General features: G+C 49.8%; 14 protein-coding genes. 8 read left to right on the top strand and 6 right to left on the bottom strand.

Features of this window, described 5'->3' with window-relative positions; all coding sequences use genetic code 11:
* Positions 1 to 59: 59 nt before the first annotated feature.
* The 3 genes from ACTHSA_RS00975 to pmbA form a co-directional block, all read right to left on the bottom strand.
* Positions 60 to 569 (bottom strand): cold-shock protein, encoded by a 510-nt coding sequence (locus ACTHSA_RS00975; RefSeq protein WP_440378783.1) that lies wholly within the window; start codon positions 567 to 569, stop codon positions 60 to 62.
* Positions 570 to 723: 154 nt separating this feature from the next.
* On the bottom strand, positions 724 to 1,893 hold the full coding sequence (locus tag ACTHSA_RS00970) for a glycosyltransferase (RefSeq protein WP_440378782.1): 1,170 nt from the start codon (positions 1,891 to 1,893) through the stop codon (positions 724 to 726).
* An 87-nt stretch (positions 1,894 to 1,980) separates the two neighbouring features.
* Positions 1,981 to 3,312: a metalloprotease PmbA gene (gene pmbA, locus ACTHSA_RS00965; RefSeq protein WP_440367339.1), complete on the bottom strand. Its 1,332-nt coding sequence runs from the start codon at positions 3,310 to 3,312 to the stop codon at positions 1,981 to 1,983.
* 124 nt (positions 3,313 to 3,436) lie between these two features.
* Between pmbA and yjgA the strand changes: the two genes are divergently transcribed.
* From yjgA to ACTHSA_RS00945, 4 genes are all read left to right on the top strand, one after another.
* Positions 3,437 to 3,970 (top strand): ribosome biogenesis factor YjgA, encoded by a 534-nt coding sequence (yjgA, locus tag ACTHSA_RS00960; RefSeq protein WP_371492514.1) that lies wholly within the window; start codon positions 3,437 to 3,439, stop codon positions 3,968 to 3,970.
* A gap of 71 nt (positions 3,971 to 4,041) precedes the next feature.
* The gene (locus tag ACTHSA_RS00955; RefSeq protein WP_293202547.1) at positions 4,042 to 4,752 is read left to right on the top strand and encodes a hypothetical protein; all 711 of its coding nucleotides are present in this window, start codon (positions 4,042 to 4,044) and stop codon (positions 4,750 to 4,752) included.
* 109 nt (positions 4,753 to 4,861) lie between these two features.
* Positions 4,862 to 6,562, top strand: a complete 1,701-nt coding sequence (gene recJ / locus ACTHSA_RS00950) for a single-stranded-DNA-specific exonuclease RecJ (RefSeq protein ID WP_440367341.1) — start codon at positions 4,862 to 4,864, stop codon at positions 6,560 to 6,562.
* A gap of 18 nt (positions 6,563 to 6,580) precedes the next feature.
* Entirely contained in the window at positions 6,581 to 7,516 is a 936-nt protein-coding gene (locus tag ACTHSA_RS00945; protein WP_070504412.1) for a DMT family transporter, read from the top strand.
* A 95-nt stretch (positions 7,517 to 7,611) separates the two neighbouring features.
* Here the strand turns inward: ACTHSA_RS00945 and ACTHSA_RS00940 are convergent, their stop codons facing one another.
* Positions 7,612 to 9,093 carry an aldehyde dehydrogenase family protein gene (locus ACTHSA_RS00940; protein ID WP_049335482.1) on the bottom strand — a complete coding sequence of 494 codons (1,482 nt, stop codon included), beginning with the start codon at positions 9,091 to 9,093 and terminating at the stop codon, positions 7,612 to 7,614.
* Between the two features lie 340 nt (positions 9,094 to 9,433).
* Between ACTHSA_RS00940 and adhP the strand changes: the two genes are divergently transcribed.
* Entirely contained in the window at positions 9,434 to 10,477 is a 1,044-nt protein-coding gene (gene adhP / locus ACTHSA_RS00935) for an alcohol dehydrogenase AdhP (RefSeq protein WP_079453675.1), read from the top strand.
* Positions 10,478 to 10,545: 68 nt separating this feature from the next.
* Here adhP and ACTHSA_RS00930 read toward each other — a convergent pair whose 3' ends face one another.
* Positions 10,546 to 11,469, bottom strand: coding sequence for an RluA family pseudouridine synthase (locus ACTHSA_RS00930; RefSeq protein WP_049335484.1), 924 nt, complete (start codon positions 11,467 to 11,469; stop codon positions 10,546 to 10,548).
* 209 nt (positions 11,470 to 11,678) lie between these two features.
* On the opposite strand from ACTHSA_RS00930, the gene ACTHSA_RS00925 reads away from it, so the two are divergent.
* Positions 11,679 to 11,981: a hypothetical protein gene (locus ACTHSA_RS00925; protein ID WP_440367345.1), complete on the top strand. Its 303-nt coding sequence runs from the start codon at positions 11,679 to 11,681 to the stop codon at positions 11,979 to 11,981.
* Positions 11,982 to 12,036: 55 nt separating this feature from the next.
* Here ACTHSA_RS00925 and ACTHSA_RS00920 read toward each other — a convergent pair whose 3' ends face one another.
* Positions 12,037 to 12,552, bottom strand: coding sequence for a hypothetical protein (locus ACTHSA_RS00920; protein ID WP_440367347.1), 516 nt, complete (start codon positions 12,550 to 12,552; stop codon positions 12,037 to 12,039).
* A 248-nt stretch (positions 12,553 to 12,800) separates the two neighbouring features.
* Between ACTHSA_RS00920 and hisS the strand changes: the two genes are divergently transcribed.
* Positions 12,801 to 14,096 (top strand): histidine--tRNA ligase, encoded by a 1,296-nt coding sequence (hisS, locus tag ACTHSA_RS00915; protein ID WP_049335487.1) that lies wholly within the window; start codon positions 12,801 to 12,803, stop codon positions 14,094 to 14,096.
* Positions 14,097 to 14,726 (top strand): YfgM family protein, encoded by a 630-nt coding sequence (locus tag ACTHSA_RS00910; protein ID WP_049335489.1) that lies wholly within the window; start codon positions 14,097 to 14,099, stop codon positions 14,724 to 14,726. It begins immediately after the preceding gene.
* Positions 14,727 to 14,741: the final 15 nt, after the last annotated feature.

Here is a 14,741-nt window from a genome sequence, read left to right as displayed (position 1 = left end):
GAAATCTATAATTTCATCTTCCCATTTTTTCAGACGGCCTTTTTATATTGGATACAGCGTTATTGTTTTGAAGTATTATCTTTGGTGCGTTGAGGCTGCCCCGAGCGTTGGTTGCTGCCGTTGACGGCATCGCGCCATGCTTTGCGTTCGGCTTCGATTTTGGCGGCTACTTCGTGAACCATGGTTTCTTGTTTTTTAACGGCCGGCTCTTCCGGTGTGTTGTCGGAAAAGTGGAGGCCGTACCACAAGGCGGCGAAAATGCTGCAGACGAAGATAACGGCAATCAGGCCGATGATGGCCTGTTTGCCTGCGAGGGGTTTTTCGGGGGGAGGGACGAGGACATCGAAGCAGTCGGCGCAATCGAGGGCGAAGCAGACGTTTTCGGCTTCTTTGCGGCCGCGTCGGCCTTCTGTGATGTTGAAGGAGATGTGTTGCCCTTCGGCCGGAAGGCGGGTAAGGGTGGTGAAAGCGGCAAGGGCAAGAAAGATTTCTTGGCCTGTATCTTCTATGGTAGCGGCTCCGAAGCCGCGCTTGCTGTTCCAGCGAGTAATCGTTCCGTAATAGCGCATAATGTATGTGGGGATATTATTATAGGTAACAGTTTTTCCTTGGATTGATTTTAAATCAAAAAGTTTAGTTATTGTCTTAATTTTACACTAGATTTGTTTTGTTGGAAGAAGACGGGCCGTCTGAAGGATTTCAGACGGCCTGTATGGTTTATGCCTACTTATTAAGCACTTTTTGGAAGGTGTCGATCAGGTGTTGCGCAACGGCACGGCTGCCGAATTGTTGCAGGCAATCTTGGCGCAAGCGGACGGGATCGTATTGTGCATGGTTTTCGTAGAGGGTGAGCAATGCTTTGGTCAGTTCCGGTATGTTTTCGATTGGAACCAGCAGGCCGTTGTCGGAAGTAACAATGGATTGGGGGCCGCCGCAACGTGTGGCGATAACGGGCAAACCTTGTGACAGTGCTTCGATATAGACGACGCCGAAGGTCTCGGTACGGCTGGCGAGGACGAATGCGTTGCTGTGGCGCATGAGGTCTAGGGTTTGGTCGGTGGTTAATGCGCCGGTAAAGGTAACGGCGTGATTGATGCCCAAGTCGCTTGCCAGCTGTTTCAGACGGCCTTCTTCTACGCCGCCGCCGCCGATTTTGAGTTTGAGCTGCGGATAAGTTTTGAGTGCTTCGGCAAAAGCAGGCAGGAGCAGGTCGTGGCCTTTGAGGTGGCGCAGATGGGAGACGCTGCAGAAGGTAAAGTCTTGATTGTTTTTTTCGGGGAACTCGAAATCCTGTTCAAAATTGCCGCCCAGCATATTGGGCAGGTATTGCCAGTCTGTACCGGCGTAGGTTTTTTCGAGAATGCGGCAGAAATCACGGCTGACGGCGAACCGGGCCGCGCTGTGGCGCACGGCTTCGTGCATGGACGGCCATTGGTTTTTGCGGACAAGGCCGCGTGAAATGGCGCTGCTGTGTTCGGTAATCACATAGGGAATGCCGTATTTTTTGAAGATGGCACAGGCCAAAATGGCGGCGTAGTTGACACAATGGGCGTGAATTACGTCGGGTTTGCCGTTGTCTGCGATATAGGCTTCAAAAGCTTTCATGCCTGCATTGACCCAGCGGATACGGTCGATATCGACAACCGGACAGCGCGGGAAGAAATACATGCTGTCGTAGGCGTAAGTGTTGAGTCCGCCTTGCTGATGGCGGCGTAGGCCGTAGAAGCGCGAGAAGATGGTTTTCGGCTGGCTTCTCAAGTAGCGGAACATGGGTACGACCATGCCGATTTTCATGCCTTCGCGTTGCAGGGCTTGGGCTTGGAGGCGGAAAAAGATTCCGTCCACGTCAGTTTCGGAAGAAGGATACCAAGAGGGGATAACGACAATATGCATGATGTATTTTTTATGGAAGTAGATAACGGCGAGGCCGTCTGAAAAGAAAAGATATCTTTCAGACGGCCTTTTGTCTATTTAGTTCAATCAGTTGCCGGCAACCGTCATTTTAGAGACCAAGATGGAGCCGATTTGGTTGGACGAACGGCGTAATGCGTCGTCTGCTACGCCGGTGATGTCGCGGTACATGTCCTGCAAACGTCCGGCAATGGTGATTTCCTGAACCGGATAGGCAATGACGCCGTTTTCCACCCAAAAACCGGCCGCGCCGCGCGAGTAGTCGCCGGTAATCCCGTTGACGCCTTGTCCCATCAATTCGGTAACCAGCAAACCCGTCCCCATTTCTTTCAACAGGTCGGCCTGCGTGGCGTGGGTGTGGTTCAGATACAGATTGTGCGCGCCGCCGGCGTTACCCGTTGTCTGCATGCCGAGCTTTTTCGCGCTGTAACTGCTGAGGAAATAGCCTTCGACGACGCCGTCTTTCACCACAAAACGAGGCTGCGTGGCCACGCCTTCGGCATCGAAATAAGTGCTGCGGAACGAGCGCAGGATATGCGGTTCTTCACGAAGGCTGAGAAACTCGGGCAGCACCTGTTTGCCGATGCTGTCAATCAGGAAGCTGCTTTGGCGGTAGAGCGCGCCGCCGCTGAGTGCGCCGATAAGGTGGCCGATTAAGCCGACGGCGACAGTGGTGTCGAACAGTACGGGATAGCTGCCGGTCGGAACGCTGCGGCTGTTCAGACGGCGTAAAGTCCGTTCGGCTGCAGTTTGGCCGATGAGTTCGGGCGCGTCCATGTCTTCGTGACGGCAGGAAGAATCATACCAATAGTCGCGCTGCATGCCGTGTTCATCGCTGGCGACCACGCTGCAAGAAATGCTGTGGTGCGTGCTTTGCTGGTGTGCGGCAAAGCCGTGGGTGTTGCCGTAGACGTATTGGTAATGGCCGGTATGAACCGATGCGCCTTCGGAATTTTCAATGCGTTTGTCCGTTGACAGCGCGGCCTGTTCGCATTGTTTGGCCAAATCGATGGCGGATTCGGTACTCAAATCCCATTCGTGGTAGCGGTCGAGGTCGCCGATATGGGTTGCCATTAAGGCAGCATCAGCAAGGCCGGCGCAATCGTCTTCGGCGGTATAGCGTGCAATATCGATGGCGGCTTTGACCGTATCTTGCAGGGCGCGTTCGGAGAAGTCGGCAGTGCTGGCTCGGCCTTTGCGTTGGCCGACATAGACCGTAATGTCTAAAGATTTGTCTTGTTGGAACTCGATTTGTTCGATTTCGTCCAAGCGCACGCTGACGCTTTGGCCGAGCGACTCGCTGAAATCGGCTTCGGCCGAGGTGGCGCCGGATTGTTTGGCCAAATCCAGCGTGTGTCCGCACAAGCGCAACAGCTCGTCCGGTGTGTGGTTAAACAGCATAAAAAGGTTTCCTGACAGGGTTTTGCGGCATTTTAACCGTTTCAGACGGCCTCTGCAAAAATCGCACGGAAAGGCCGTCTGAAAACTGATAAAATAGGCAGATTCAGAAAATCAGGTAAACACAATGTTTGAACAAGAAGACGAATGGGTCAGCAAAACCCAAATGAAAAAGCAGATGAACGATTTGCAGGCTTTGGGTATGGAATTGACCAAGCTCTCCAGCGATACGCTGAAAAAAATCGGCTTGGACGAAGAGCTGTTCGAAGCCATTGCCACCTATAAAAAAATCACGTCCAACAGCGCGCTCAAACGCCAAGCCCAATTTATCGGCCGCCTGATGCGCGATACCGACCCTGCGCCCATCGAAGCTTATTTGGCCAAACTGCGCGGTGACAATACGGCACACAATGCCTTTTTGCAACGCGTCGAGCAGGCGCGTACCCGACTGTTGGCAGACGATGGCGCGATTACCCAATTTATGGCCGATTTTCCGCAAGCCGACGCCGGCAAATTACGCACCTTGATCCGCAACACTAAAAAAGAGCAGGAACAAAACAAACCGCCGAAAAACTTCCGCGCGCTGTTCCAAGAAATTAAAGCAGTGATGGAGGCCGGTCAATTCGATGCTTCAGAAGAAGGGCAGGATTGGGAGGAATAAACCTCAAGGCCGTCTGAAAACGGATTGCGGTTTTCAGACGGCCTGTATCGTAATGCCGAAGGAGGATGACCATGAAATTTCGCCGCTTTGTACCTGCCTTGTTAATTAGTGCACTAACCCTGAATGGTTGTACTGTCTTTCTTTGGGGAGAGAACAACCCGTTCCATAAAACCACAACCGAAAAAACCGTTGCCAAAGACAATATTCAAGCATTTGGCGTGGTTGCCAAAGACAATACGCAATTGGAAACAGGCAGCTTGGTCATGATGGGCAAAAAATATTGGTTTGTTGTTAATTCTAAAGATTCGGCCAAGTTGAAGGCGGTATTGGATGTTAAATTGGACAAACAGTTTCAAATGGTTCAGCAAAACCCAAGATATACGTATAAGGCTTTGCCGGTCGAATTGAAATCCCCTGAAGCGCAAACTTTCCGCTCAAAATTCTGCCTGCGTTACGATACTCAAAAAGCCGCCGAGATTGCCAAGTTGAAACAGTTGGCATTCAAGCCGGTCGAACTCGATGACAAAACAGTCTACACGCGGTGTATTTCTACCGAAGGTCATTATTACGCAACGCCCAAAAATGTTGCTGAAGACCGCCGTTTTGATACTGCCGTCCCGGTCAGAATTTATTATACGGAAACCAAAAAAAGCACCGACGTTCAGAAGTTGACGGAGAATATCCTGCAAACGCCATTCACATTGGCTTTGGATGCAGTCGGCGCAGTGATAGCAGTCCCCTATGTCGTAGTCAGTGAAATTATCGATGCTTCACGCAAATAATATCCAAGGCCGTCTGAAAACGGGATTGCAGGTTTCAGACGGCCTTCCCCACCTTAAAATAAACGCTTCAAAAATATATTAATTTTCTCTCTATTTAATCCCACATACCATGTCCGTCAAAATCCAAACACGTTCCATTAATCCGACTGTTTTCAACGACTTGCTCACTGCCGGTGCCGATCCTTTGATTGCGCGGCTGTGTGCTGCACGTGATGTGCAAAGTCCGGCTGAGTTGGACGATAAGCTTGCTGCGCTTTTGCCGTATCAAACGCTGACAAACTGCGAAGCCGCCGCCGGCCGTTTGGCGGATGCGGTTGAGCGTCAGGAAAAAATCCTGATTGTCGCCGACTACGATGCCGACGGTGCGACGGCGTGTTCCGTCGGTATGAGCGGTTTGGCGGCGATGGGGGCGAAAGTGGATTTTCTCGTGCCCAACCGCTTTGAACACGGCTACGGCTTAACGCCCGAGCTGGCTGAAATCGCGGCAGAGCAAGGTGTGGATTTATTGGTGACGGTGGATAACGGTATCGCCAGCATTGCAGGCGTGGCGCGCGCGCAGGAATTGGGTTTGGATGTGATTGTAACCGACCACCATCTGCCTGCCGAGACCGTGCCCGACTGCATCATCGTCAATCCAAACCAAAAAGGCTGCGGTTTCCAAAGCAAAAGCTTGGCGGGCGTGGGCGTGATTTTTTATGTATTAATGGCTTTGCGTGCCGAACTGCGCCGCCGCAATTATTTTTCAGACGGCCTGAAAGAGCCGAATCTGGGCGACCTCTTGGATTTGGTTGCACTCGGTACCGTCGCTGACGTCGTCACTCTAGACCACAACAACCGTATCCTCGTATCGCAAGGTCTGAAACGGATGCGTTTGGGTAAAATGCGCCCCGGTATCCGTGCCTTGTTTGAAGTGGCACGGCGCGATTGGCGCAAGGCTCAGCCTTTTGATATGGGCTTTGCGTTGGGGCCGCGCATCAACGCGGCCGGACGGCTGGACGATATGTCGGTCGGCATTGCCTGTCTGTTGGCGCGAGATAATGCCGAGGCGCAGGAACTGGCGGCGCAGTTAAACAACCTCAATATCGAGCGCCGCGAAATCGAGCAGTCTATGCTGCAAGACGCGCTGAATGCTTTTCCTGAAACCCTGCCTTCAGGTCAGACGACTTTGGTGGCGTATCGCGACGACTTCCATCAGGGCGTGGTCGGCATCGTTGCCAGCCGCCTCAAAGACCGTTTTTATCGTCCTACTATCGTGTTTGCGCCTGCCGACAACGGCGAAGTGCGCGGTTCGGGACGCTCCATTCCCAATCTGCACTTGCGCGATGCTTTGGACTTGGTGTCCAAACGCTATCCCGATTTGATTTTGAAATTCGGCGGACACGCGATGGCGGCGGGTTTGAGCATACTCGAACACAATATCCCCGCGTTTCAGACGGCCTTTGAAGAAGCCGTGCGCGAGATGGTGTGCGAAGACGATTTGTCGCAAACCTTCATCACCGACGGCAGCCTGCCTGCACGCGACATTACGCTGGAACAGGCGCAAAACCTTGCTAAACACGTTTGGGGGCAGGGCTTCGCGCCACCGAGTTTTACTGACGAATTTCATGTTGTCCGCCAGCAGCCGTTGGGTGCGGAAGGCAAACACAAAAAAGTCTGGCTGCAAAAAGACGGCTACGAATTTGAAGCCATGTTCTGGCGTTGCAGCGAAGACATTCCAGAATACATCCGCACGGTGTACCGCCCCGTTGCCAACGAATGGCGGAACAATCTCGAATTGCAGCTTTATATCGACTACTGGGAAGCCGCGTAAACAAAGGCCGTCTGAAAAATGAAGAAACAAAAACCTTGGCTCGGCTTTTCATTGGCGTTGCTTGCCACCATGACTTGGGGTTCGCTGCCGGTCATCGCCCAACAGGCATTAAAAGCCGTCGATGCGCCCACGCTGGTGTGGATACGTTTTTTAGTGGCTTCGCTGGTGTTGTTTGTGCTGTTGGGGCTGACCGGCAAGCTGCCGAGGCCGTCGGAATTTTCCAAGCAAACCTTATTTTTATTGATGCTGGGCATTATCGGTATTTCCGCCAACTTTGTGCTTGTTGCCATGGGCTTGCACTATATTTCTCCGACAACCACGCAGGTGTTGTGGCAGCTTTCTCCCTTTACCATGATTTTGGTCGGCGTAGGCGTGTTTAAAGAAGCCTTTACGCATTGGCAAAAAATCGGCTTGATGCTTTTGCTGACGGGTTTGGTCATGTTTTTCAACGACAAATTCGGCGAACTTTTCAGCTTGGGCAGCTATGCGGTCGGCGTAATGATGGCGGCTTCGGGTAGCATGATTTGGGTGTGCTACGGCGTGGCGCAAAAACTTCTGTCCAAACATTTCAATTCGCAACAAATCCTGCTCATGATCTATTTTTGCAGCAGCTTTGTTTTCCTGCCGTTTGCCGAACCGTCGCAAATCGCCCATATCGGCAATCCGTTTTTATGGGGTTGCTTTATCTATTGCTGCCTGAACACGCTGATCGGCTACGGTTCATTCGGCGAAGCGCTCAACCATTGGGACGCTTCAAAAGTCAGTATCGTCACCACGCTGATTCCCGTATTCACCATGATATTTTCCACCATCGGCCATCATCTCGCCCCCGATTATTTTGCCGCTTCAGATATGAATATCGTCAGCTATGTGGGTGCCATGGTAGTTGTGACCGGAGCCTTGCTGGCGGTGGCCGGAGAGAAAGTAATGGGGCTTTTTTTGAGAAAGATATGAAGCATTTATTGCAAAACAGAATAAAACAAGGCCGTCTGAAACAGGTTTCAGACGGCCTTTATATTTTCTAAATCAGATTAATGTGGAACGGCGGATTAATAGAAGCCTTCGCGTTCTTCACGGGTGCTGATGTAGATGTTTTTCACTTGGGTGTAGGCGGCGAGCATCATTTTGTGGGTTTCTCGGCCGATACCTGAAGTTTTGTAGCCGCCAAACGGCGCGCCGGCAGGCAGGCGGTTGTAACAGTTCACCCAAACGCGGCCGGTTTCCAATGCATTGGAAACACGCAGGCAGCGGTTGATGTCGGTACTCCACACTGCGCCGCCCAAGCCGTATTCGCTGTCGTTGGCCATTTTGATGACTTCTTCTTCGGTTTTGAATTTAATCACGGTGGCAACCGGGCCGAAGATTTCTTCTTGGGCAACACGGGCTTCGTTGCTGCTGGCTTCAATCAAAGTAGGCTCGACAAATTCGCCTTTGCCCAATGCGCCTTCGATTTTTTTACCGCCGGTAATGATGCGGCAGCCTTCCTGTTCGCCGATTTTGACGTATTTCAAAATGGTCTCGAGTTGACCGGCGTTGACTTGCGAACCCATTTGGGTGTCGTCTTCCCAAGGCAGGCCGACTTTGATTTTTTTGAATTCTTCAGCCAAAGCATTGACGAATTTGTCGTAAATGCCTTCTTGTACAAAAATGCGCGAACCGGCGCAGCAGACTTGGCCTTGGTTGAACAAAATACCTTTTTGCGCGCCTTCGAGGGCTTTGTCGAAAGGCATATCGTCGAAGAAGATGTTGGCAGATTTGCCGCCCAATTCCAAAGTGGACGGAATCAGCAATTCGGCAGCGGCGATGCCGACGCGGCGGCCGACTTCGGTTGAACCGGTAAAGGCCAGTTTGTTGAAGCCTTTGTGGTGCAGCATGTATTCGCCGGATTTGGAACCGCGGCCGGTAATCACGTTCAACACGCCTTTAGGCAGCAAGTGGTTGATTTTTTGAGCGAGGGACAATAGGCTCAATGAAGTGCTGGAAGAAGGGTGGATGACGATGGTACAACCTGCGGCCAATGCCGGAGCGATTTTCCATGCGGCCATCAAGAATGGGAAGTTCCAAGGAATGATTTGGCCGACAACGCCGATCGGTTCGCGCAGAACGATGGATAAGTCTTCGGCGTCAAGTTGGGTCGCAGTGCCTTCTTCGCCGCGGATCACGCTGGCGAAATAGCGGAAATGGTCGGAAGCCAATGGTACGTCGGCGGCGCGGGTTTCGCGGATCGGTTTGCCGTTGTCCAAGGTTTCTTGCAGGGCGAACAATTCTGCGTTTTCGTCAATCACGTCGGCGATTTTGTTCAAAATGGCCGCGCGTTCGGCAGTCGTGGTTTTGCGCCATGTTTTGAACGCTTCTTGGGCAGCGGCCACGGCAGCATCGACATCGGCGTCGGTTGCGTCTGTGAACTTGGCCAATTCATCGCCATTGGCAGGGTTGTAAGAGGATAAAAGTTTGCCTTCGCTACCTTTCGTCCATTCGCCGTTGATTAAAAGACCATATTCTTTATCAAACACATTTAAATCTTTTGCCATAATACTGTCTCCTTAATGAATGGGAAGGCGTATTTCTGCGCCATAAAAACAGCTTATGCTTTTTTCTTTTTAAGTTCAAGTACTAAAAATGATAATGTTCTCAAAATTTACATTTGTAATGTTATTTCATGTAGCAGGCCGTCTGAAAAATAAAGGATTTGATTGAAATGAAAGTGCATTTGTTAATATATTTAAAGATTCAGATGGTTTGAATAGGATTTGTTATGGTATAACATCATAACTCGTTGTTTTGAAAAAGATTATGGGTTGACGGTTTCGAACATGGGGAGTATTCTCATTTATAGCTAAACAGTTTTTCAACACCCTAGGAGACTCTCTCATGAAAATGCATGCTGTGGTAGTAAATAAAGATGTAGCAGGTGATGTAGAAGTTGTTGAACGCGAACTGCGTCCGCTGGAATACGGCGAGGCGTTGGTAGAAGTCGAGTATTGCGGCGTGTGCCACACCGACTTGCACGTTGCAGCAGGCGATTACGGCGACAAACCGGGTCGCGTGTTGGGACACGAAGGCATCGGTTTGGTTAAAGAAGTTGCTGACGGTGTGAAAAATCTGAAAGTCGGCGATCGTGTCAGCATCGCATGGCTGTTCCAAAGCTGCGGTTCTTGCGAATACTGTAATACCGGCCGCGAAACCTTGTGCCGCTCCGTATTGAACGCAGGTTATACTGCCGACGGCGGTATGGCGACCCACTGTATCGTGAGTGCCGATTATGCGGTCAAAGTTCCTGAAGGCTTGGATCCTGCGCAAGCTTCGAGCATTACTTGTGCCGGTGTGACCACTTATAAAGCGATTAAAGTTTCCGGCGTTCGTCCGGGTCAATGGATTGCGATTTACGGCGCAGGCGGTTTGGGCAACTTGGCGGTTCAATACGCGAAAAAAGTGTTTGGCGCGCACGTTGTTGCCGTTGACGTCAACGATGAAAAACTGGCTTTTGCCAAAGAAACCGGCGCTGATTTGGTGATCAATGCCGCCAAAGAAGATGCGGCTCAAGTCATCCAAGAGAAAACCGGCGGTGCACACGCAGCCGTGGTAACAGCCGTATCCGCTGCTGCCTTTAATTCAGGCGTTAACTGCGTCCGCGCCGGCGGCCGTGTCGTTGCAGTTGGCTTGCCACCTGAGTCTATGGACTTGTCTATCCCACGTTTGGTATTGGACGGCATCGAAGTGGTCGGCTCTCTGGTCGGTACCCGTAAAGATTTGGAAGAAGCATTCCAATTCGGCGCAGAAGGTTTGGTTGTGCCTAAAGTCGAATTGCGTGCTTTGGATGAAGCACCTGCCATCTTCCAAGAAATGCGCGAAGGTAAAATTACCGGCCGTATGGTGATTGATATGAATAAAGAGTGCAGCTGCATTCATCACTAATCAAATGATTTTGTGACAAAAAGGCCGTCTGAAACTTTTCAGACGGCCTTTTTTATTAGGCTGGATAACTACAGCGCAAAATCGCTTTCAAATACGCGGATTTCTCCGCTGACAGGATCGGTGAACTCTATTCTTTTGGCCAAAAGTTTTAAAGGTTTGTCGTAGTCTTCATCACCGGCCGCCAATGGGGTAGGGTAAAGCGCATCGTTCATCAGCGGCATGTTCAAACTCATCATATGCACGCGCAGCTGGTGTTTCTTTCCGGTGTGCGGCGTGAGGCGGTAGAGGCTGAATGCGCCGCGGTTTTCGATAAGCTCGATGGTTGTGTGGGCGTTGGGTTCGCCTTCCGTTTCCCGCGTGAGAAAGAATTTTTCGCCGCGTTCCATTCGGGACGAAATATCCAGCGGATAGTCCAAATCCGTCCTCGTCGGCGCCACCGCTTCATAGGTTTTTCGGACGTTTTTTTCTTGGAACATGGTCTGATAGTCGCGACGCGTGGCAGGGTTGAGCGAAAGCAGCATAACGCCAGCCGTATCTTTATCCAAGCGATGAATCGGCGTAATGTCTTCAACATTCAAATACTGCAATTCAGGCCGCAGACGTAGGCGCGTGAGCAAGGTTTCTCGCAAAAACCTGCCGCTGGGGATGACGGGCAGAAAATGCGGTTTGTCCACCACAATCAAATGCTCGTCAATATGCAAAATCTTTTCTTCAAACGGAATACGCGGCTCGCTCTCACGGCTGGTTTCACGGTAATAAAACATCGTCTTGCCGGGCTCAAACAAAGTATTTTCATCAAACGGTACGCCATCCGCACCCACCACAAAACCGCTGTTCAGCCGCCGTCGCCAGTTTTCTTCGCCGACAAAGGGAAAATGAGCGCATAAAAAATGCAGCAGAGGCAAGCCGTAAAATTGCTTTTTATGTGGCAAAACTAAGTAGCTGGGTTTGACACCGTCTAAAAGTGGTAGGGGACTAGTACGTTTTTTCATGCGGCGGATTGTACTCGTTTTTTAGGATTTTTTCAGACGGCCTTGTTTATATGGAAAATAAACTTCTAATAACGGATATGTAGTGATGCCGGTTTTGTGCTTAAATAGATTCTTCAACCGACCAAAGAAACTGGTTTTGTTTGAACTTGCTTTTGTGGCATAAATTAAAGAAATGATAAAGAAGCAATATTTGAGAAAAGGAGAATATTATGCAGAGAAAAATCGGCATAATCATCATGTTATCCGCGTTTTCCGTATCCGCTATGGAGGGAGGGGAAGTTCGGCTTGGCAAGAGTAAGGCATACGATAATGAGTATGAACTTGTGGTAGAGCATGAAGTCAATGAAGAAGGTTCACAATTAAATCAAGACGAGTATGCCGCACATCCAATACGCAACGATAGCGGTGTCATGCAGTCAGGAAAAGTGGCTTCAGGCAAACAAGCTGTTTCCCAATACGGAAAACCTAATTTGCCGCCTGTCCGCTTAAATCCGCATCCTTCACGACCTTGATTTCAAAATCAAAGGGCGGTTTCATTTTTTTGGGCAGCCCTTTTGTTTTGTTGGCTCACTCACATTTTTGTTTGCGCAAAACAAGTTTGTAATCGGTTTTGATACTGGTTTGATCGCCAATCATCTTAAAATCATCTATCAAACAACGGTTTTCTGTACATTTCAACATGAAATCTGCACCGACCCTATGGCCGTCAAATTGTTTAAATGTTGCCCGGACGGTATGGGGAGAAGTGACTTTGACTTGCAAGGTTTTATGGAAGTTATCAGGATGATCTTGACCAAAGCCTAAGTAGTAATGTATCGGCATGTCACATCCCATCTCCATATCGGGTTGCTTACGGATATTTGTGTCGAATTTATTGAATTGTCGGATGATTTTTTGTAGTTCAGGCGTAGTAACACGATTATGTTCAGAGCCTAAATCCACTTTAGACAGATAAACCTTTTTGACTAAATCTATTTTCGTTTGATTGTTTGTGGCGTTATTTGCAGCCGTCGCTTGTGAGGGGAAGATAGTAGTTAACAAGCCGATAACAAAAAGAGAGTGCAGTGTTTTTATGATGTGCATATGGACGGGATGAAAAGAATCCAAGTATAACGGCATTGAATCTATATTGAATATGTCTCTAAGAAATTTAAGTTGAAAAGCAGGGGAAGTGTTGGAATCATTGAATATGATTCTGTAATCTGCTTTACAGGCCGTCTGAATGCGAAAACCAATTTTCAGACGGCCTTTTGATTTGTTTCCAACCTCACAAACCCTTAAAAATCAGCTATAATGCCCAACTATTTGATTTTCGCTTATCCCATATTGAAATGGCACAAAAAATTCAATCTGTAAAAGGTATGAACGACCTTTTACCTGTCGAACAAAAAGATTTCAAACTGACGGCTGCGTTTTGGCAGGCGTTTGAAGATACGGTCGGCCGTTGGACACGCGCTTACGGCTATCAGCAAATCCGTACGCCGATTGTCGAGCAAACCGGTTTGTTTGTCCGCTCCATCGGCGAGGAAACCGATGTGGTCGGCAAGGAAATGTACACCTTCTCCGATTCAAACGATTCTTTGAGTTTGAGCTTGCGTCCTGAAGGTACGGCTTCTTGTCTGCGTGCTGTGGTTGAACACAATCTTCTCTACAACAGCCCGCAAAAGCTGTGGTATATGGGGCCGATGTTCCGCCGCGAGCGTCCGCAAAAAGGCCGTTATCGTCAGTTCCATCAGGTTGGTATCGAGGCTTTGGGTTTTGAAGGGCCGGATATTGATGCGGAAATTATCGCGATGTCTGCCGACTTGTGGGAAAAATTGGGTATTCGCGAATACCTGACTTTGGAAATCAACAGTTTGGGCAACCGTGAGGAACGCGCGGCACACCGTGCGGCATTGGTTGAATATCTGACCCGTTATGAAGATAAATTGGACGAAGACAGCAAACGCCGTCTGAAAACCAATCCTTTGCGCGTTTTGGATACGAAAAACCCTGATTTGCAGGAAATCTGCAATGCGGCGCCACGTTTGGTGGATTATTTGGGCGAGGCTTCGCAAAACCACTATGCACGCTTCAAGGCGATGTTGGACGGTTTGGGTATTCAATATATTGAAAATCCGCGCTTGGTACGCGGTTTGGATTACTACAATCAGACGGTTTTTGAGTGGACGACCGACAAACTCGGCGCGCAAGCGACTGTGTGCGGTGGCGGCCGTTACGATGGTTTGATTGAAGAGCTTGGCGGCAAACCTGCGCCGTCTATCGGCTTTGCAATGGGTATTGAGCGCCTGCTGCTTTTGGTGAGCGAATACGGCTCTCTGGAAGTGAACGCTGCGCCTGATGTCTATGCAATGCACCAAGGCGAAGGTGCGGACTTGCAGGTGATGAAATACGCGCAAGCCTTACGCGCACAAGGCTTCAATGTGATGCAGCATTCCGGCTATCAGAGCCTGAAAGCGCAAATGAAAAAAGCAGACAACAGTGGCGCAAGCTTTGCCCTGATTGTGGCTCAGGATGAGCTGGCAAACGGTACGGTTACCCTGAAAGATATGCAGGGCAAACACGAACAGAAAACCGTTGCCGCCGCTGATTTGACAGACACTTTACAACAATGGAAGAACGCATAAATGGCAGCCCATTTGGAAGAACAACAAGAGTTAGACAACTTTAAATATTTTTGGAAAAAAACCGGCCGTTGGATCTTTGCCTTGCTGATTGTGGCGGCTTTGGGGTATTTGGGTTACACCATTTACCAAGGCCAAAAAGCTTCAAAAGATCAGGAAGCCGCCGCCGTATTGGCGCAAATGGTGGAAAAGGCGCAGCAAAAAACCGACCAAAAAGCCATCAACGCCGATTTGGCCGAATTGCAAAAAAACTATCCTGATTCCATTTCGACAGCCCAAGCCACTTTGATGGTAGCGGCGACCGAGTTTGATGCCGGCCGTTATGATGTGGCGGAAGGTCATTTGAATTGGGTGTTGAAAAACCAAAATGCACCGCTGGTTCAAGCTTTGGCAGCGCAACGTTTGGGCGTTGTCCTGTTGCAGCAGAAAAAATACGATGCCGCCATCAATGTCCTGAATACTCAGGTTGAGGCTGATTTCGAGCCTTTGATGCTGGAAACCAAAGGCGATGTTTACGTTGCCCAAAATAAAACCAAAGAAGCCGTACAAAGTTACGAAGCTGCTTTGAGCAAAATGCCGCAAACCGCAGTAGGCCGCGAATTGCTGCAAATGAAAATCGACAGCTTGAAATAAGTTTGTTTGAAATCA

Source organism: Neisseria sp. P0008.S002, assembly GCF_051962805.1.
Lineage (GTDB): Bacteria > Pseudomonadota > Gammaproteobacteria > Burkholderiales > Neisseriaceae > Neisseria > Neisseria perflava.
The sequence above is the reverse complement of the archived record's forward strand: the minus strand, read 5'-3'. Positions and strand labels throughout refer to the sequence as shown.